Raw genomic sequence first — 17798 nt, forward strand, 5'->3', positions numbered from 1 at the left:
GGGCGGGTGTTCGCTTCGCGCCGACGCCGCCGACGATGATCGGCGGATGGGGCTGCTGAACGGGTTTCGGCAGGGCGGGCGAATCGGCGACCGTGTAGTGGGTTCCGGTGTAGCCGAACTTCTCGCCGATCGGCGTGGTCCACAGCCCGGTGATGATGTCCAGTTGCTCTTCGAGCCGCTCGAACCGTTCGCCCAGCGGCGGGAACGGTATCGCATTTGCCCGGTGCTCGGCCTCGAACCACCCTGCGCCGATGCCCAATTCGACACGGCCGTCACTCATCACGTCCACCTCGGCCACCGAGATCGCCAGCGGGCCGGGGAAGCGAAATGTGGCGGAGGTGACCATGGTGCCCAGCCGAATGGACGACGTTTCGCGGGCGATACCGGCCAGCGTGACCCACGAATCGGTGGGCCCGGGCAGGCCGTCGCCGCTCAGCGCCAGGTAGTGATCGGAGCGGAAGAACGCCGAGTAGCCGTGCGCCTCCGCGGCCCTGGCGACGGCGAGCTGGTCGGCATAGCTCGCGCCCTGCTGGGGCTCGACGAAAACGCGAAAGTCCATCAGTACGTGTCGACGTTGTCGATGCTGACGAACATGCCGTGGCCGGTGCGCTGGTTGGTGAATCGGGTGCCGTCGCTGGTGGCCACGATCGTCCAGCCGACCGCGGTGTAGGTGCGGTAGTCGATGGTGACCACCGGAATGTCGCCGAGGTTGCCGACGATCCATTCCACGGCTCCGTCGGCGGACAGGTTGACGCCGTTGGCCCGCACCCCGTTCTGAAGTGGCGTGTTTGTGAACGGGGCTTCGCAGCCCACCGTCTGCTCATCGATCTGGCACCGTGTCTGGCCGGATTTGGTTTCGATGAACACATAACCGGACTCATCCGGCGGCAGCGGCTCGGCGTCGGCAGGCGGGACGGCGGTGGGAGGCTTCTTGGACGGGACGATCGTGATGGGCGGCTTGGCCGTTGGCCGCGACGTCGGAAAGCTGGGCTCGGTGGGCGATTTGGAAGTCGTGACGGGCGTGCCCTCGATGCCGGACTGGCAGCCCGCCGTGAACCCGCTCAACACCAGCAATGTGCCGGCAACCGCCAGCCGGGTTGTGGTCGTTGCCCGCACGGCTGTTATCGAACCATCGCGGCGTAGCCGTCCGCCAGCCCGCGCAGCTGTGCTGCTCCATCTCCGGTGAACGACGACCCGTGCATGATCGCCAGCGTGCTGGGGTTCAGCTGCGCGAGCTGCTCGAGCGTCGGGCCGAGGTTGGTCGTCAATCCGGTCGCGTGGAACACCTCCTCGGCCGCTATTGCCGGTGCCACACAATCGGATTCGGTCAGCGCAGGGCACTTGCCGACATGGGTGAGCAGGTCACCGGACAGCAGCGTGGAGGTGGTCTCGTCGAACCAAAGGCCGGCCTCCCAATTGTGTGGCACATGCGGTGTGGCGATGAAGCGCAGTCGGTGCCCACCGGTGTCGAGCGGCTCCGCGGTGGCCACCACCGGCGGGCGGTCGCACATGTCGATCAGCGAGATCGCGCATGCCAGCGGGCCGTGAATGACCTCGGCGTCCGGCGCCGCGTCCAGCCACATGTTCACCGAACCGCATTCATCGGCCTCGACGTGACCGAACGAGATCCAGCGCAACTTCTCCACCGGAACGACCTTGGCGACGGCCGCAGACACCAGCGGGAACAGCTGTCGCTGGCCGCAGTGGAACAAGAACGGCTCGTCCCCGTTGAGCAGGAACTGGTTCATGGTGAAACCGTGTTCGGTGATGTCCGGTATCCAGGTGGACAGCCTGAAGATGCCCGCCCCGATTTCATCGACTGTGGTGTCCATGGGCCCCATCGTCCACCCGCCACCGGCAAACTGCTGTAGGAATTCAGTGAACGGTTCTCGACCGCGTTGGCGTTCTCGCTAACGTGTCGGAATCCTCAGATTGCCGCAGGAGACGACAGGTGGTAGCACGATAGGTAGGATACTTGGTATGGCGAAGGAGAAGGTTTCGGTGACGGTAGATGCGGCCGTCCTCGCCGCGACCGACGCGGATGCTAGGGCCGCCGGCTTGAATCGGTCGGAGATGATCGAGCAGGCCCTACGCAACGAGCATCTGCGTGTTGCCCTGCAGAACTACACGACCCGGACGGTCCCGGCGCTGGACATCGACGGCTACGCGCAGAAGGTTTACCACGCGAACCGAGCCGCCGGCCTGTGATCACTTCCGGCGACATCGCACCACGCCGCGACAGCGACCACGAGCTGTACGTTGCTGTTCTGTCCAACGCGATCCATCTGGCCGCCGATACCGGGCGTGTGATCACATGCCCGTTCATTCCCGGCCGGGTCCCCGGCGACGCACTGGCGATGGTCGTCGCGGTCGGACAGCCCGAAGGCACGCTTCTACCGGAACTCCTGCAGTGGCTTCCTCTCGCTGCGCTCGATGAACCAATTGGCACCATCGGTGCGACCGCCCTACGCGAGACCGCGACGATCGTGACTGCTCTGATCTCTTAGTTCCAGCCAGCGATGCGGCGAAATCCAGGGCTGCCAGCGCGGTCGGGGGCGGCGGACTCAGGTGAGCTGGCGCTCCAACAGTTCGGGGCGGACTTCGGCGATCCGCGCATAGTCGCGGTCACGGTGGAGAACGCCGGCATTGTGCGAAAGCGCTGTCTCGGCGATGAAGAGGTCCGGAATGGCGGTGCGATGCCACATGCCACGATGGTGTGCGAGGTCGCGTTGCAGTCGGCGTACCCGGTCGAAGATGTTCGGCGGTGCCGGCAGCACGGGAAAGACCTCGCGTATCGACGATCTCTGCCGGTCGTAATCGACCGCCGACCGAGCCGAGTACAGCCACTCCAACTCGCCGATCTCGCACAGCACGAGGTCGGCAAGATCGATCTCTGGGGGTGGCGAAGCGCCGTCCATCAGCCGAATGTGGGCACTCTTATCCAGCACCCAAAGCGTCATCTCCAGGCCTCGTCTGCGTGGAGTACGTTCACGTCGACGGCACTGTGTGCGATGTTGAGGTGCGCGGACACTCGCGAGCGTTTGGCTTGACGTCCTCGTTCGGCGGTGTCGACCAATCCCCGCAGGGCCTCTTCCACGGTGGCCCGCACCGTCCGGCCAGTAACTCGCTGGGCGGCCTTCACCAGCTCCTCGTCAAGCTCGATGGTGGTTCTCTTTACCGGCATAGGTACATATTACTCTCTAGGCTGTACACATTTCGCTGCCAACCGGCAAGCCAGCCATAGTCTTCGCCGCGCGGAACCAGGTCAGTTGTCGACATCCGGTGCTTGCGCGGCAGTTGGGTGATGGCTACTCAGTACTCAGGTTGTAGTCGGCCCTGTGGTGCGGCTCGCCACAGGGTGTCGATGGGGAGTGCGCGCAGGCGGTCGCCGAAGGGTAGGGAGTGTTGTCCGGTATAGAGGACAAACCCGGCGACGAATCGGTCGCCGAGTCGGTCTTGGAGGTGGCGGAGTCCGGCGAAGTCGTGCTTGTGAAGGGTCGCGCCGGCTTTGACTTCGATGCCGATGATTCGTCCGTCGGCGGATTCGAGGATGGCGTCGACTTCGACTTTGTCTTTGGTGCGGTAGTGCCAGAGGGTGGCGCGTTCGTCGTTCCAGGTGAGTTGGCGCGCCAGTTCCATGAGTACGAAATTCTCGAGGACGGGGCCGGCGGCGCCGCCCGGGTCGGCGAGCCGGGCGGGTCCTTGGCCGAGGAGATGACATAGGAGGCCGGTGTCGGTGAAGGCGAGTTTGGGTGTGCCGATCGCGCGGTGGGTTCCGCCGCCGGACCAGGCGGGAATCGTCTTGATGAGGAACACGGTTTCGAGCAGCACCAGATAGCGGGTGATGGTGGAGCGGTGAATGTCGAGTTCGCTGGCGACGGTTGCGGGGACGAGCAGGTTCGCGCTGCGAATGGCGAGCAGTTGCAGGAGTTTTCGTAGTTGTGGGGTTCGTGCGATGGCGGAGATCTCTTGCACGTCGCGTTTGATGAGGGTGTCGAGGTAGCTTTCGAAGAAGGCCGCACGGCGCCGGTGGGTGCGGCGGACGGCTTCGGGGAATCCGCCGATCGCGGCGCGTTCGATGTAGTCACGGCGGCGCAGATTCGAGTCGCGGGTCAGCTGGGGGCCGTCGGCGAATGCGGCGGCGATGAAGCGGTCGGGGGTGTCGGCGATCTCGCCCTGGGAAAAGGGCCACAGCTCGATGGTTTCCATGCGCCCGGGCAGGGCATCGGGCAGTGATTTCAGCGCGAGTACATGCGCTGAGCCGGTGAGCAGGAACCGGCCCGGCCGGGTATCGGCATCCACGTCGGCCTTGATCGGAAGGAAGAGGCCGGGCGCGCGCTGCACTTCGTCGATGACGAGGAGCCCGTCGTGTTCGATGAACCCGACAGGATCGTCCTGCGCGGCGCGCAGCGCCACGGGATCGTCCAGGGTCAGGGAGCGGACCGGATCCTGGGTTGCGGCTATCACCTGTGCAAGGGTGCTTTTGCCCGACTGGCGTGCGCCGTTGATCGTGACCACGCGGGTGTCTTCCAGCGCCTCAGCCACCATGACCTGGGCTTTCCGGGTGACGAGTCCGGATCTCGTGGTGCTTGGCATAGCCTCATTATCCACAGGTGTGCGCACTTGGCCGCTATATCGATGCACATCTGGTCGCAGCGCCGCTGCACATCTGGTCGAATCATGAATGCGCAGTTAGCCGCGAACCGAGCCGCGTCAGCGAGCCGCATCGCCGGACAGCGCGGCGGGTAGTTGGTCGCGTCCGGCGATATCGAGCTTCTGGTAGGTACGTGACAGGTGCGTCTCGACGGTGCGCGGGCTGACCACGAGTTCGCGTGCGATCTCGGGCGTGCTCATCCCTGCGGCGGCCAGCTCGTCGTCGGCGCGTTGCGCAATCGGCAGCGCGCCGCATCTGAACAGCACGGGCAATTGCCCATATCCATGGGCATATCCATATCCATGGGCATCATGTCGCCGTCGCAGCACCACATCATCGACGGTTTCGGGTCGCCAGCGGTGTGGACGACGGCGGCGGGGTCGGCGCCGGTGACGTCGAAGTACACCTTGCCCGTCGCGGTCTGGCCCTGTGCGATGGTGGCGCCCGAAATGCCTGCGGGACTGGATAATTGCCACAACACCTGGTACCGGGTGCCTGGACCCGCTACCGCGAAGAAGTTCGGGATGATCGGCGTCATCGTCCCGGACACCGCCTATACCGATACCGTCGCCTCCCAGAGCTGACCGCCCAGTGGATAACCCGGCGCGGGGTCGGCGCTCTGACGCAGCTCGGTCACGGTCCATTCCTGCACCACCGCGCCGCCGGCATCCACCAGCCGCTGGTGTGACCCGAACATGTGTGGACACATCTCGGCGGCCGTTGCGACGGGTGGCATGCCGACACCCACCAGCGCCAGCATCGCCGCCGCAGCGGCGACGAAAATTCCCAGTCTGCGCACGTGTGTTCTCCTCATTTATGGATTTCCCTGCAGGTGCAGGATTGCCTCAAAGGTTTGGCCGCCGTCGGCGGAGCGGTAAATCGCCTCGTCGGTCGCCACGTAGACGTCTGTCTCGGCGTGCGTCGCCATGGCGCGGGGACTTCCCGGCACCCGGCCCCGGGCCGTCCAGTGCGCGCCGCCGTCGCTACTGGTGTGCGCGGCGCCATCGGGGCCAACGCCCACGGTCAGGTCGGTGCGCGGCCAGTCGACCAACACCAGCGCGGGTGCGGAGCCGGTCAGCGTGAACGTGCGGGCGCCATCGGTGCTGCGGGCGAGGCCGTTGCGGGTGGTGGCCAAGACCTCGTCCGGATTGTCCGGGGAAATGGCCAGGTCGATCACGCCGCCTTCGGTGCGCCGATCCCAGGACCGCATGTCCGAACTCACCAGGATCTGACCGGTCACGCTGTCATAGCCATACACCCGGCCGCCCTTGGCCTCCATCGCATGAAAGTCCGCCTCACCGGATAACGACAGCACCTGCCACGTCTGTGCCGCGTCGGTGCTCTCAATCAGGCCCAGCTGCGGGGGCTGCTCGCGGTCGCCGGGCGCGGGATGGCCGCTGCCGAGGAAGTGGTCCGGGCCGATCACCGTGAATCCCATGAAGTCCTGGGTCCGGCCGGCGACTTGCTCCGGCCGGCCCTCGCCGACGCGGAACACGCCGTGATGACTCGCGACGTACAGCTGCCCGTCGGCGGGATTGACGCCCAGCCCGTGAATATGTGCCAGATCGACGTCATCGGCCTCCGGCGAGTCTTGGCCACATGCGCCGAGCGCCCCGACCGAGGCCAACACCGCGACCACGTACATCCAGCGGCGGCTACGCATCACAGCATCACCTTCCGTATCTACTATCTACGTACATAAATAGCAGATTGTCAGCGTACCCGACCGCGCCGCTAGACCCGGTCCGCGGTGACGAAGCGACCGGGGGCGTCGGTGAAGGCTTGCTCACATGTTTCGCAGCAGAACGCGTACGTAGTTCCATGCCAGCTGACCCGGGTGGCCACCTCGTCTGGGCGGAGGAGCTGACCGCACACAGGGTCGGTTTCGCGGTCCGAGCGTTCCGGCCTGCGGCGCCGTACCTCGACGAGGCGGATCGGATCGGGAATTCCCTTGAGCCGCCGCGGGGGCAACGCAGCGAAGTCGGCGTCTGCGAGATCCCCCGCCGCATCACGGAGATCCTCGGTGATCAGGAACTGCCCTGCCGCACCGGCCGACGCCACCCGCGCGGCGAGATTGATTGTGCCGGCAACATAGTCACCTTCGCGGTACAGGACCGTGCCGCAGTGTGCGCCGATGTGCAGGGCGGGGAATTGAGGCTCTGCGTCGATGAAACGGTCCATCGCCAGCCCGAATTCGATGGCGTCTGCGGGTTGCGTGAACATCAGCATGAACGCATCCCCGATCTGCTTGAGAATCCGGCCCCGGTATTGCGTTGCGCCGTTGCGCGCGGTGACACTGAACCTGCGCAGCACGTCGGCCGCCGTTTGATCACCCATTACCGCGGTCAGCGGTGTGAAACTGGCCAGATCGACAAACAGGACGGTCGCGTGTTCCTCGCCCGGCGTCGCCGCGGGCGGGGTGGTCGCCTCCGCAAGATGCCGCAGGAAGTCCTCGCGGTTGGCGCGCTGATAGGCCCGTCGATGGAAAAGCAGGACGGCCGGCTCGACCAATTTCAGCGCGGGTTTGCCGACGTCCTCGGTAGCCTTCAGCAGCTCCTCACCGACGAGTCCCTGCGCGCGGAAGCGTTCATGGACGTAGTTGTGGAAGGTGCGCACGATAGCATCGGCCAGGCGATCCATGGTGTCGGCGAAGACGCGGGTCAGCTGCAATAAGGCGTCGCGAGGCATTCCCAGCGCAAGCGCTCGGGCCAGCGCGCAAGGTGGCAACGTCCGACTCGGTGCCGGCCTCGACATCCCAGTCGAGAATTTCCGCCAGCTCCCCGAACACGGCATCGTCGAGACCGATCTCCAGGGCGGCGTCGACGAGACTCGCGGCGGCGTCGTCGAGCGGGGTCGGTTCGTCGAAAAGGCCTAACAGATCGCCCTGACTTGCCGTGGCCGCCGCCAACTGTTCGTCACCGATGCCCCGACTCCGCGCGAACTGGATCAGCCGCAACCGGTGCAACGAGTCCGGCTCGAGATCGCCATCGGGTTGCCGGTGCAGCAACCTCACATCGGCGTACCAGCGGAGACGATGCTCGGGCTCTCCCGCCGCGGCCGACAGCTTGTCCAGACTCCAGGGCCCCGCCATGCGTCGCAACTACCGGTGCTGGCGTAGCAGCGTGAGGCGCTGCCGGTATTCATCGTCGTCGATCTCGCCGCGCGCGTAGCGCTGCGCGAGAGTCTCCTCGGCGCTGCCGGGTCCCGCGGCGGTTGGTGGCACACCGCTGCCCCGCGACGCGGACACCAGGTATCGCACGAGAAGCACCACTGCGGTGATCAGCAGGGCCCAGAACACGATCATCGCCACAGTCATCAGGAGCCAGCCGCCCCATCCCCAGTCCCCGCCGTACCACATCATCATCGATGCTTCCCCTTCCGTGATCAGCGAAGCCGGACCATCAACTAGCCACCGCACATCAGCGAACCGGAGGCCGCCAGGACGGCGGTGATCAGCGGCCCGACAACAAAGATGGTCAGTGCGCTCGTGAGTGCGGCGCGGCGATGGGCCGGCGGCGCGGCCAGGCGTTCCGCTCGGGTCAGGACTGCGATGTCGGCCGCGCCGAGCGCTTCGACGGGGGCGGCCCCGGCCAGGGTAATCAGCCCGGACAGCAGCGCCCAGCGTCCGTGCCGACGGGCCGCCGCATCGTCGGCGCACATCTCCAGTAGTCGAGACACCTCGACGGCGCCTTGGGCCATCATCGGAATTCGGGGAAACACCGTGGCCAGGCTGCGCAGCGCCGCAACGACATTGGGGTGGTGGCCGGCGAGGTGGGCACGCTCGTGGGCTAGGACCGCGCGCATCTGGCGCTCGTCGAGCGCGGCGATGGCGCCAGTGGTGACTACGATGGCCGGTGGCCGACCGGACACACAGTAGGCGGCGGGTTTGGCAGCGTCGACGACGACCACGTCGCGTTCGCCGGTGCGGTGGCCGACCAGCCGGACGGCCTGCGCGTGGTTGTGGGCGCGGGCACGCAGTCGCATCAGGGTCCGGGCCAGCCGCCAACTGATGAGGGCGGCGCCCGCGGCCGCGCCAACCGCAACCGTCAGCGCGATGAATTGCACCGCGACACCGGCGTCGCGGGTGATCATATCGCGCAACAGGGCCAGGCAGGCCGCCATGAGGACGCCGCGATGATGCCAGTGGCCTATGACGTCGACGATGATCAGCGCCGCCGCTGCCACCCAGCTGATCAGCACGCTGCCGATCGCGGTCAGCCAGGCTGCCACCCCGAACCGGGGGGCATGCCCGCCGCGCGTCAGCCGCCGTAACAGCGGCGGTCCGACGACGGTCACCGCGACGCTGTACAGCAGCAGGCAGGCGGCGATACTCACCGCTTGTCAGTCCGTTTTCCCAGCCGCCGCAGCGCGGCGCGCAGCCGCGCCGACTCCTCGGGGCCGATCTGTTCGATGAAGTGGTTCAGCACCAAGTCGGAGCGCCCGCCGCCGTCGAGCGCCTCACGCATGAGCCGGGCGCTGTGTTCCTCGCGCGTCAGTGTGGCCCAGTACCGATAGGCCTTGCCGTCACGTTGCCGCGCCAGCCAGCCCTTGCCGTGCAGGTTATCCATTGTGGACATCACCGTGGTGTAGGCGATGTCGCGTTCGGCGGCCAGTTCGTCGAACACCTCCCGCACCGTCGTCGACTTCGCGGGGTCACGATTCCAGATGCGGTCAATGATGACCGATTCCAGTTCCCCGAATCCTCGTATCCGCACGTTGGCCTCCCGCGGTGTCGGTGCCGAGCCTACGTCGCGAATGGGGGCAGGCTCCACATTGAACTGTGTATCGTCTACGTACGTAGATAGTAGTAGTACATAGATAGTAGTAGATGGTAGAGCTGGCGTGGCGGTCTCGTAATTGTGACGAATGCACTGGCGGACTTGACCTAGGAGCGGACCCGGTGGCCGAAGCGATCGGGTTTACTGTGCTCATGCAACGGCGCTGCGGCCGCTGCGGCCGGCTCTGTGACCGACGGCTGACCCGAGAGCTGGATCGCCGGATGGATGCCCGCTGGCCGTGAGTTCGGTGATGCGTTGGCTGGCAGCCCCTTTGGTCGTCATGGTGATGCTGCTGGGTCCGGGCGCTGGCATTGCGCAGGCGCATCCGACCTTGCTGTTCACCGAACCGGCCGCCCAAACAGCGGTCGCCTCCTCGCCGGAGGTGATCACGCTGTTGTTCAACGAGCCGGTCACGATCGGCGACCACGCGATTGTGCTGCTCGATCAGGCCGGCCGTGATGTGCCGGTCGGGCCCGCTACCCTTGCGCGGGAGGGCCGCTTCGTCACCGCAAGGCCCGACCGGGCGCTGGAGCCGGGAACGTACACGGTGCGCTGGCGGGTCACCGGCAGCGACGGCGACCAGGTTGAGCAGGAGTTCCGGTTCGCGGTCGGCGGGGCGCTGTCGGGCGCGGCGGCCGCCGGTGCCCCGAGCCGGCCGGCCTGGGGTGAGGCGGCGCTGCGTTGGCTGCTGTTCGCGGGTTTGGCGGTCGCGGTCGGCGGTCTGATCGCACAGCGGTTCACCGCGTCCGCCCGCGCCGAGCAGCCCGCATTGCCGCCGCTGCGGACCTGGGTGCCAGCCGCTCTGCTGGCGGCGCTGGCCGGGGTGCTCGGCTTGATGACGCTGCGGGTGATGGACGCCGGCAGCCTGGCTGCGGCGTGGAATGGGCGGGCCGGGGTGGTGTTGCTGGCCGAGGCGGCGGGGCTGGCGGCGGCGCTGGCCATGTTGCGGCTGGGCGGTTGGGCGCTGGCGGCACTGGTGGTGGTCATTGCCGCCGAAGGGATCCGCTCGCACGCCGACGCCACCGCGGGGGCCGGAGGTGCGGTCCTAACGGGCATGCATCTGGCCGCGATCACGATTTGGGTGGGCGCCCTGGTGCACACGGTGCGCGCGGTGGTGGCGTGGCGGCAGGTCGCCGGGGCGGTGCGGTGGGTGCTGGCGTCTTATGTGCGGCTGGCGCTGTGGACCTACCTGGCGGTGGTGACCACCGGTGTGATCAGCGCGCTGGTGCTCATCCCGCTGTCACAGCTGGTGTCCACCACCTACGGGCGAGTGCTGCTGATAAAGCTGGGACTCGTCGCCGCAGCGTCGGGGGCGGCGCTGACCGCGCGGCTTATCCGTCGTAACCCAGACCGGGCAGCGCGGCTGGGCCGGGTGATGGCGACCGAAGCGGGTCTGCTGGTAGTCGTCTTGGCGGCCAGCGCGGTGCTGGTGTCCACACCACCGCCTCGCGGATCGGCGTCGGCGCCCGCGGCGCCGGAGCCGACCGGGCCGGTGGTGCCGCTGGGCGCGCTGGCCGGGCAGGTCGGGATCAGCGCCACCGCCAGCGACGGGCTGCTCGTGGTACGGCTGTCCACGCCGCGGCGGGGCGACTACTACGCCCCCGAACCCGATCAGCAGTACAGCCTCGCGGCGTCGCTCGCCGATACCGTGCTGCGCCTCGACGGCTGCGGCACCGGCTGCTACTACACCCGAGTCGTGTGGCGCACCGGCGACAACGTGCTCACCCTGCGCGCCGACGCCGCCGGCTGGACGGGCGGGGCCACCGGTCTGATCGTGTCGTGGCCGCCGCGGCCTGGCGGTGCCGAACTCGCCGGCGCCGTCGCGGCCACCCGCGCCGCCGCGACGATCACCGTCTACGAAACGGTCAGCAGCGACACCAGCACTGCCGCGCCCGAACCGGACCGGCTCGACCTGGACGCCGACTTCTTCCTGTCGCAAGAACCGTACGCCGACGGCACCGCACCGATCGCGGCGCGAACCTCACCCGACGGCGCGCCGGTTCGCTTGGCGCTGGGCTATCCCGCCGCGTCGATCAACGTTCAACTCACCCTCGACGAGCGTGGCCGCATCGCCGAGGAAACCCTTACCGACGCAAAGCATCTCGTCACCCGGCGTCTCGTCTACACCGACCGTGACTAGTCAGTCGGCGGGCCGGGCGATGCCGAGGATGTGGGCGTGGGAGGGGAAGAACCCCAACTGCGTTGTGGATGCACGTTACAGCGCCATGCGTGACCATCGATCAGCACCCAGCCGACCCAACCCATTCCATAGGCCGAGTCAAAGTTCCGCACAATGTCCACACATTCTCCCTTCAGCGCCCAGCGTGGGGGCTGAATAACTCGGATCTGTATGGGTTCGGTGAAGGTTCACTGAAGGTCAACTCGATCCAGGATCGTTGATCGTTGATGCCCTCCGACTCAGGTGTCGGCTTCAAGGATCCAGCACACAGTTGACGAGTCATGCGGGGTCGGCGGTCCGTGCCCGGCGTGCTCGAGCAGGTTTTCCAGATGGGTTTCGAGGGCGATCAGTTCGGCGATGTGGGCGCGGACCTGATCCAACCGGTCTTGCAGGACGCCCTGCACATGCGCGCATGGAGCGTCACCGCGGTCGCGGATGGCCAGGATTTGCCTCACCTGCCGCAGTGTCAGACCGGCGGCCTGCGCGCGGCGCACAAATTCGAGCCGGTCGATGAACTCGTCGCCGTAGTCTCGGTAGCCACCGTGGGTGCGGGCAGGTTCGGGAAGAACGCCGGCCTGTTCGTAGAAACGGATCGTCTTGGTCGTGACGCCGCTGCGGGCCGCTAGTTCGCCGATCTGCATCGCACTTCCTCCTTGACATTCCAGCGTACTGGAACGTTTAGGGTCGAGTCACCGGGCACAAACCTCCCGGCTCCGAATCCTGGCAGCAATAGGGGAGCAATGAGCGTGACGGTCGATCGCGATACCGGGCAGGCGTCGGGATCTCAACGGGTCGAGTTGGCGATCGGCGGGATGACGTGCGCGTCGTGCGCCGCCCGGATCGAACGCACGCTCAACAAGCTGGACGGCGTCACCGCGGCGGTCAACTACGCCACCGAAACCGCGCAGGTGGAGTTCGCGGCGTCAGTATCAACGGCCGATCTGATCCGGGTGATCGCAGACGCCGGCTACACCGCCACGCCACCGAAGGCCGCTGCCGCCGAGGCGGATTCGACGTCGGAGTCGGGCGACGAGGATGGCTACGACGAGCGCACCCGTTCGCTGCGGCAACGAATGCGAGTGTCGCTGCTGCTCGGGGTGCCGGTGATCGCGCTGTCGATGGTGCCGCCGCTGCAGTTCACCTACTGGCAGTGGCTCGCGCTGACGTTGACAGCTCCGGTCGCGGTGTGGGGTGCGTGGCCGTTCCACCGAGCCGCGCTGGCCAACCTGCGTCACCGCACGGCCACTATGGACACGCTGATCTCTGTGGGCGTGCTGGCCGCGTTCGGCTGGTCGGTGTATGCGCTGTTCCTGGGCGGCGCCGGCCACGAAGGCATGCGCCACGGGTTCAGCCTGACCGTCGAGCGGGGATCGGCCGGACAGAACATCTACCTCGAGGTCGCCAGCGGGCTGACCGCCGCGATCCTTGCCGGCCGGTTCTTCGAGGCGCGCGCGAAACGCCGCGCCGGGTCGGCACTGCGGGCGCTGCTGGAGATGGGCGCCAAGGACGTCGCGGTCCTGCGTGGTGACACAGAGCTGCGCATCCCGATCGACGAGCTGAGCGTCGGCGACCGGTTCATCGTGCGACCCGGGGAAAAAATCGCCACCGACGGCGTCGTCGAGGACGGCACGTCGGCCGTCGACGCCAGCATGCTCACCGGCGAATCGGTGCCGGTCGAAGTCGCTCCCGGCGACCCGGTAGTGGGGGCGACGGTCAACGCCGGCGGCCGGCTGGTCGTGCGCGCCACCCGCGTCGGCGCCGACACTCAACTGGCGCAAATGGCCAAGCTGGTCGCCGACGCTCAGAACGGCAAGGCCGAAATCCAGCGGCTCGCCGACCGCATCTCCGCGGTGTTCGTGCCGATCGTGATCGCGCTCGCCGCCGCCGCATTCGGTGTGTGGCTTGCGTTGGGCGCAGGCCCCGCGACCGCGTTGTCGACCGCGGTCGCGGTGCTGATCATCGCCTGCCCGTGCGGGCTCGGGTTGGCCACCCCGACGGCGCTGCTGGTCGGCACCGGCCGCGGCGCCCAGCTGGGCATCCTGATCAAGGGCCCCGAAGTGCTCGAATCCACCCGCCGCGTGGACACCATCGTGCTGGACAAGACCGGCACCGCCACCACCGGCAAGATGAGCCTGACCGCCGTGCACACCACTACTGGCGTCTCCGAGACAGAGGCACTGCGCATCGTCGGCGCACTCGAAGACGCCTCCGAGCACCCCATCGCCGCCGCCATTTCGCAGGCGGCGCGGCAACGCGTTGGTGAGTTGCCCGTGGTGGGCGAGTTCACCAACCTCGAAGGCCTCGGCGTCCGCGGCACGGTCGATGGACGCGACGTGCTCGTCGGTCGGGCCAGCCTGCTCGACCGGCACGGCATCGGACTGCCCGCAGATCTCACTGCCGTTCAATGCCACGCCGAATCACAGGACCGCACAGCGGTTCTGGTCGCCTGGGATGGCACCGCCCGCGCGGTCTTGGTGGTGGCCGACACCGTCAAACCCACCTCCCGCGACGCCGTTGCCGGACTGCGTGAGCTCGGACTGCGCCCCGTCCTGCTCACCGGCGACAACGCCGCTGCGGCCCGCGCCGTGGCCGAAGAGGTCGGCATCGATGAGGTGATCGCCGAGGTGCTGCCCCGCGAGAAGGTCGACGCCGTGGCGCGGCTTCAGCGTGAGGGCCGGGTGGTCGCAATGGTCGGCGACGGAGTCAACGACGCCGCGGCCCTGGCTCAATCCGATCTGGGGCTGGCGATGGGCACCGGCACCGACGTCGCGATCGAGGCCAGCGACCTCACCCTGGTGCGGGGCGACCTGCGCGCCGCGGTCGACGCGATCCGCCTCGCCCGGCGCACCCTGGGAACCATCAAGGCCAACCTGTTCTGGGCCTTCGCCTACAACCTGGCCGCCTTGCCGCTGGCCGCGCTGGGGCTGCTCAACCCACTCATCGCAGGCGCCGCAATGGCACTATCCAGCGTGTTCGTGGTGTCCAACAGCCTGCGGCTGCGACGCTTCCGCACCGCCTACCCGCAGACCACCGGACACCAGGGTCGTCGTCGCCACCTGCGCCGCACCCGCGACACCGACATCTATGCGAAACCCGCGCCCGGACAATCCTTCTCGGACACTTCACCGACCACCGCCGCCGGTGCGCCGGATCCGATGCTGGCCCAGCTTGCGGCGATCGCCGCCCGCCTCGAATCAGCGGTCGACACCCTGACCAGCCGGCACGAACAGACGATCGGCAACGGGCACGGGCAGTCGGAGCACCCGGAATCCCTCGCGCAGGACCGCGGTGCCAATGGCGACCGGGCACAGCAGATCGTTCACCTGCAAGGACTCCGCGCCGAAATCGACGCGCAACTGCGTAACTTGCACCGCCCCTGACCGATCCGTAAGGTCACCTTCGGCGATCTACTACTTCAGTACGTAGATCAATCATCCGGGAAGGTCGCGCCGCGACCGAGACCAGCGACGACATCGTCAGGAGAGACATCCGTGAATCTCGTCGCGGTGCTGATCACCGGCCTATTCGCCGGCGGCCTGTCGTGCGCCGCCGTCCAGGGCGGACTGCTTACCGGGTTGATCACGCGTCAACAGGCCGCCCGCGAGCCAGCCCCGACAGAACCGGCAACCGTTGCACCGCAACCGGATCCGGCATTATCCAACCGGACCGGCAGCCAGTCACGGTCATGGAGCGCCCGTTTGGGCGATGACCTCGCCCCGGTGGGGGGTTTCCTGGCCGGGAAACTGGCCGCCTACACCGTCCTCGGCGCGCTGCTTGGAGCGCTCGGCGGCATGGTGCAACTGTCGTCGGGGGCGCGCAGCTGGCTGCAGATCGCGGCCGGGCTACTCATCATCACCTTCGGTCTGGCCCAGCTCGGCGTCCCCGGATTCCGTCGCATCGTCGTGCAACCCCCCGCGTCGTGGACACGGCTGGTCCGCAACCGCACACGATCACGGTCCGCGGCGGCGCCCGCGCTGCTCGGCGTGGCGACGGTGTTACTGCCCTGCGGGGTGACGTTATCGGTGGAAGCGCTCGCGCTGGCGTCGGGATCGCCGTGGCGGGGCGCGGCGATCATGGCCGTCTTCGTCGGCGGCACCAGCCCGCTGTTCGCGATCCTCGGCTACGCCGCCCGTAAGGCGGCCACCCTATGGCAGGGCCGGCTGGTCGCCGCCGCCGGCGTCGCCGTCGTCGCGATGGGCCTCTACACCCTCAACGGTGGGCTCGAGCTGGCCGGATCGCCGCTGGCGGCCAGCCGGATCGCCGAGTCGATGTCGGGCACCGCCACCGCCGACCCCAACACGACCACGATCACCGACGGACACCAAGACGTCGTTATCACCGCGTCGAGCAGCGGATACAGCCCCCGCAACGCGGAGATCACCGCCGGCGTCCCCACCACCCTGATCGTGCGCTCCGAGGGCGCCGCCGGGTGCGTCCGCGCCTTCACCATCGGCGGCACCCAAACGGTGCTGCCCGAATCCGGTGACACCCGCATCGACCTCGGCACCCCCGCCCCGGGCACCCTGCGTTACGCCTGCAGCATGGGCATGTACACCGGAACCATCAGCATCACCTGAGTCGAAAGAGACACCAAATGCCCACCAGCACGCAGGTTTTCCGGGTCGAGGGCATGCACTGCGGCAGCTGCTCGATGCTGATCGACGACGCGCTCGAAGACCTGCCTGGCGTCAGCCGTTCCCTCACCGAAGTCAAGGCCGAACAGTCCACCGTCTGGCTGGACACCACCCGCACCAACACCCAGCAGGTCATCGACGCCATCACCGGCCTCGGATACAACGCCACCCTGCAGCCGTAATCAGCGGCTGCAGTGCCGGCAAGCCGCAAAGCTCGCCTAACGGCGCGCCGCTCGGCACCACCCTACGGTCTACGTACGTTGATAGTAGATTGGCTGTCATGGCGGGTGGTGTTGCTTCGGACGTGATCATGCCGCGCGACGCAGCGAGGGCTGAGGCGACTGGTTGCGTCGAGGCCATGCTCGGCGTGGTTGGAAATCTGCTCGTCATGGTGGCAGTGGTGGTAATCGCCGTAGCGGGATCGGGCAATGCGGGTGCGGCAGCCTCCAAACCACCCACTGCCGTCTTGACTGTTGCCGCCATCGAACCCACGCCTGGGGAGGTGGTGGGCATTGCGCAACCGGTATCCGTGAGCTTCACCACGCCGGTTAAGGATCGTGCGGCCGCTGAGCAAACCATTGATATCGCATCACCGAAAGCTACCCCTGGCCGGTTTACCTGGGTGAACGACCGCATCGTGCAGTGGGAGCCAGATGGGTTTTGGCCCGCCTACACGCCGGTCACAGTGGCGGCGGGCGGCATGTCGACCAGTTTCGAGACCGGCGCGGCGGTCCTGGCTATTGCCGACATTTCCGAGCACACGTTGACGGTCAGCATCGACGCGCAGGTGGTCCGAGAAATGCCGGCGTCGCTGGGCAAGCGCGGCTTCGACACGCCGGTCGGCACGTTCCAGGTGCTGGAGAGGCAGCGGCGGGTGGTATTCGATTCGCGAACGATTGGTATTCCGCTCGAGTCACCTGAGGGCTATCTGATCAACGGGGAGTACGGGGTCCGGATCACCTGGGGCGGCGTCTACGTGCATTCGGCTCCGTGGTCGGTGGCGTCGCAGGGCAACGCGAACGTCAGCCACGGCTGCATCAACCTCAGTCCGGACAACGCGGCGTGGTACTTCGACACGGTCCGCCTCGGCGATCCGGTCATCGTGCAGAGTTAGCTGCTCTACTCGCACGCTACTATCTACGTACGGAGACAGTACATGGTCAGCTCGGCGGTGCGCCGGCGATGTCAGGTAGCGGAGGAATCGTGCAGAACGTACTGACAGTGCCGGAGCCGGGCCGTGGGTGAGGTTCTCGTCGGGGCGACACTGCTGGCGGCCTTCCTGGGCGGGGTGGTCGCCCTGCTGGCACCGTGCTGCGTGTCGGTGATGCTGCCGGCCTACCTGGCGACCGGGTTTCGGCACCTGCGGCGGGGTGGTGCCGGCGACCCTGGTGTTCGGCGCCGGGTCGCCACGGTGATCTTCCGATCGGATTGGGCGCTCGGTGCTGCTGTACTTCCAGGAAGGGCTGTCGTGTCAGCCGTGCTGGGACCAGATCGGCGACCTCGAGCAAAACCAGGCCGCGCTGAAAGCCGCCGGGGTGGACGCGGTCGTCTTA

The 17798-nt window shown here is 67.3% G+C and carries 21 protein-coding genes and 1 pseudogene; 8 read left to right on the plus strand and 14 right to left on the minus strand.

From position 1 onward, the window contains the following. The 3 genes from ACRDU5_RS18290 to ACRDU5_RS18300 form a co-directional block, all read right to left on the minus strand. Positions 1-559, minus strand: a 559-nt coding sequence (locus ACRDU5_RS18290) for a TIGR03560 family F420-dependent LLM class oxidoreductase (protein WP_526616122.1), incomplete at its 3' end; no start/stop codon positions are given. Continuing rightward, positions 559-1116, minus strand: a complete 558-nt coding sequence (locus ACRDU5_RS18295) for a hypothetical protein (protein ID WP_526616123.1) — start codon at positions 1114-1116, stop codon at positions 559-561. The genes ACRDU5_RS18295 and ACRDU5_RS18290, both read right to left, overlap by 1 nt. A 5-nt stretch (positions 1117-1121) precedes the next feature. After that, positions 1122-1832, minus strand: a complete 711-nt coding sequence (locus tag ACRDU5_RS18300) for an oxygen-binding di-iron domain-containing protein (protein WP_526616124.1) — start codon at positions 1830-1832, stop codon at positions 1122-1124. Between the two features lie 148 nt (positions 1833-1980). Between ACRDU5_RS18300 and ACRDU5_RS18305 the strand changes: the two genes are divergently transcribed. Together ACRDU5_RS18305 and ACRDU5_RS18310 are read left to right on the plus strand one after the other, a co-directional pair. After that, the gene (locus tag ACRDU5_RS18305) at positions 1981-2208 is read left to right on the plus strand and encodes a ribbon-helix-helix protein, CopG family (protein WP_526616125.1); all 228 of its coding nucleotides are present in this window, start codon (positions 1981-1983) and stop codon (positions 2206-2208) included. Continuing rightward, positions 2205-2507: a toxin gene (locus ACRDU5_RS18310; protein ID WP_526616127.1), complete on the plus strand. Its 303-nt coding sequence runs from the start codon at positions 2205-2207 to the stop codon at positions 2505-2507. Before ACRDU5_RS18305 ends, ACRDU5_RS18310 begins: the two co-directional genes overlap by 4 nt. Before the next feature lie 57 nt (positions 2508-2564). Here ACRDU5_RS18310 and ACRDU5_RS18315 read toward each other — a convergent pair whose 3' ends face one another. The 7 genes and pseudogenes from ACRDU5_RS18315 to ACRDU5_RS18345 form a co-directional block, all read right to left on the minus strand. Next, positions 2565-2960, minus strand: a complete 396-nt coding sequence (locus ACRDU5_RS18315) for a PIN domain-containing protein (protein WP_526616129.1) — start codon at positions 2958-2960, stop codon at positions 2565-2567. Then, a complete protein-coding gene (locus ACRDU5_RS18320) occupies positions 2957-3184 on the minus strand; it encodes a type II toxin-antitoxin system VapB family antitoxin (protein WP_526616130.1) in 228 nt (75 codons plus the stop codon). Before ACRDU5_RS18320 ends, ACRDU5_RS18315 begins: the two co-directional genes overlap by 4 nt. 128 nt (positions 3185-3312) lie before the next feature. Beyond that, entirely contained in the window at positions 3313-4545 is a 1233-nt protein-coding gene (locus ACRDU5_RS18325; RefSeq protein WP_526616131.1) for an ATP-binding protein, read from the minus strand. A gap of 168 nt (positions 4546-4713) precedes the next feature. Then, positions 4714-4920: a helix-turn-helix domain-containing protein gene (locus tag ACRDU5_RS18330; RefSeq protein ID WP_526616132.1), complete on the minus strand. Its 207-nt coding sequence runs from the start codon at positions 4918-4920 to the stop codon at positions 4714-4716. Continuing rightward, positions 4851-5468: pseudogene (locus ACRDU5_RS18335) on the minus strand (DUF1942 domain-containing protein). Before ACRDU5_RS18335 ends, ACRDU5_RS18330 begins: the two are co-directional and overlap by 70 nt. Then, a complete protein-coding gene (locus ACRDU5_RS18340; protein WP_526616133.1) occupies positions 5469-6317 on the minus strand; it encodes a F510_1955 family glycosylhydrolase in 849 nt (282 codons plus the stop codon). A gap of 71 nt (positions 6318-6388) precedes the next feature. Then, complete coding sequence (locus tag ACRDU5_RS18345; protein ID WP_526616135.1) at positions 6389-7270, minus strand: YHS domain-containing protein; 882 nt, start codon at positions 7268-7270, stop codon at positions 6389-6391. 25 nt (positions 7271-7295) lie between these two features. Here ACRDU5_RS18345 and ACRDU5_RS18350 point away from each other — a divergent pair, with 25 nt between their 5' ends. Beyond that, positions 7296-7529: a hypothetical protein gene (locus ACRDU5_RS18350; RefSeq protein WP_526616137.1), complete on the plus strand. Its 234-nt coding sequence runs from the start codon at positions 7296-7298 to the stop codon at positions 7527-7529. A 225-nt stretch (positions 7530-7754) separates the two neighbouring features. Here the strand turns inward: ACRDU5_RS18350 and ACRDU5_RS18355 are convergent, their stop codons facing one another. From ACRDU5_RS18355 to ACRDU5_RS18365, 3 genes are read right to left on the minus strand one after another with little or no spacing between them, the layout of a single operon-like run. Continuing rightward, positions 7755-8015 carry an SHOCT domain-containing protein gene (locus ACRDU5_RS18355; protein ID WP_526616145.1) on the minus strand — a complete coding sequence of 87 codons (261 nt, stop codon included), beginning with the start codon at positions 8013-8015 and terminating at the stop codon, positions 7755-7757. 44 nt (positions 8016-8059) lie between these two features. Next, complete coding sequence (locus ACRDU5_RS18360) at positions 8060-8989, minus strand: M56 family metallopeptidase (RefSeq protein ID WP_526616138.1); 930 nt, start codon at positions 8987-8989, stop codon at positions 8060-8062. Next, positions 8986-9369, minus strand: coding sequence for a BlaI/MecI/CopY family transcriptional regulator (locus ACRDU5_RS18365; protein WP_526616146.1), 384 nt, complete (start codon positions 9367-9369; stop codon positions 8986-8988). The genes ACRDU5_RS18360 and ACRDU5_RS18365 overlap by 4 nt, the downstream gene beginning before the upstream one ends. Positions 9370-9670: 301 nt before the next feature. Between ACRDU5_RS18365 and ACRDU5_RS18370 the strand changes: the two genes are divergently transcribed. Beyond that, positions 9671-11572 (plus strand): copper resistance CopC/CopD family protein, encoded by a 1902-nt coding sequence (locus tag ACRDU5_RS18370; protein ID WP_526616139.1) that lies wholly within the window; start codon positions 9671-9673, stop codon positions 11570-11572. Positions 11573-11850: 278 nt separating this feature from the next. Here the strand turns inward: ACRDU5_RS18370 and ACRDU5_RS18375 are convergent, their stop codons facing one another. Beyond that, entirely contained in the window at positions 11851-12252 is a 402-nt protein-coding gene (locus ACRDU5_RS18375) for a heavy metal-responsive transcriptional regulator (protein WP_526616140.1), read from the minus strand. Positions 12253-12351: 99 nt separating this feature from the next. Here ACRDU5_RS18375 and ACRDU5_RS18380 point away from each other — a divergent pair, with 99 nt between their 5' ends. The 4 genes from ACRDU5_RS18380 (at position 12352) to ACRDU5_RS18395 (ending at position 17359) form a co-directional block, all read left to right on the plus strand. Beyond that, positions 12352-14991 carry a heavy metal translocating P-type ATPase gene (locus ACRDU5_RS18380; protein WP_526616142.1) on the plus strand — a complete coding sequence of 880 codons (2640 nt, stop codon included), beginning with the start codon at positions 12352-12354 and terminating at the stop codon, positions 14989-14991. A 111-nt stretch (positions 14992-15102) separates the two neighbouring features. Further along, entirely contained in the window at positions 15103-16188 is a 1086-nt protein-coding gene (locus ACRDU5_RS18385) for an urease accessory protein UreH domain-containing protein (RefSeq protein ID WP_526616143.1), read from the plus strand. A 17-nt stretch (positions 16189-16205) separates the two neighbouring features. Then, on the plus strand, positions 16206-16427 hold the full coding sequence (locus ACRDU5_RS18390) for a heavy-metal-associated domain-containing protein (protein ID WP_526616144.1): 222 nt from the start codon (positions 16206-16208) through the stop codon (positions 16425-16427). Positions 16428-16603: 176 nt separating this feature from the next. After that, positions 16604-17359, plus strand: a complete 756-nt coding sequence (locus ACRDU5_RS18395; protein WP_526616148.1) for a L,D-transpeptidase — start codon at positions 16604-16606, stop codon at positions 17357-17359. Positions 17360-17798: the final 439 nt, after the last annotated feature.

The sequence above is a fragment of the Mycobacterium sp. genome, assembly GCF_050701515.1.
Classification (GTDB): Bacteria; Actinomycetota; Actinomycetes; order Mycobacteriales; family Mycobacteriaceae; genus Mycobacterium.

Excerpts from the sequence above, each read along its gene's own strand:
- ACRDU5_RS18300 (WP_526616124.1), bottom strand. The coding sequence starts at position 1,832 with ATGGACACCACAGTCGATGAAATCGGGGCGGGCATCTTCAGGCTGTCC.
- ACRDU5_RS18305 (WP_526616125.1), top strand. The coding sequence starts at position 1,981 with ATGGCGAAGGAGAAGGTTTCGGTGACGGTAGATGCGGCCGTCCTCGCC.
- ACRDU5_RS18315 (WP_526616129.1), bottom strand. The coding sequence starts at position 2,960 with ATGACGCTTTGGGTGCTGGATAAGAGTGCCCACATTCGGCTGATGGAC.
- ACRDU5_RS18320 (WP_526616130.1), bottom strand. The coding sequence starts at position 3,184 with ATGCCGGTAAAGAGAACCACCATCGAGCTTGACGAGGAGCTGGTGAAG.
- ACRDU5_RS18340 (WP_526616133.1), bottom strand. The coding sequence starts at position 6,317 with ATGCGTAGCCGCCGCTGGATGTACGTGGTCGCGGTGTTGGCCTCGGTC.
- ACRDU5_RS18355 (WP_526616145.1), bottom strand. The coding sequence starts at position 8,015 with ATGATGTGGTACGGCGGGGACTGGGGATGGGGCGGCTGGCTCCTGATG.
- ACRDU5_RS18375 (WP_526616140.1), bottom strand. The coding sequence starts at position 12,252 with ATGCAGATCGGCGAACTAGCGGCCCGCAGCGGCGTCACGACCAAGACG.
- ACRDU5_RS18380 (WP_526616142.1), top strand. The coding sequence starts at position 12,352 with ATGAGCGTGACGGTCGATCGCGATACCGGGCAGGCGTCGGGATCTCAA.
- ACRDU5_RS18390 (WP_526616144.1), top strand. The coding sequence starts at position 16,206 with ATGCCCACCAGCACGCAGGTTTTCCGGGTCGAGGGCATGCACTGCGGC.
- ACRDU5_RS18395 (WP_526616148.1), top strand. The coding sequence starts at position 16,604 with ATGCTCGGCGTGGTTGGAAATCTGCTCGTCATGGTGGCAGTGGTGGTA.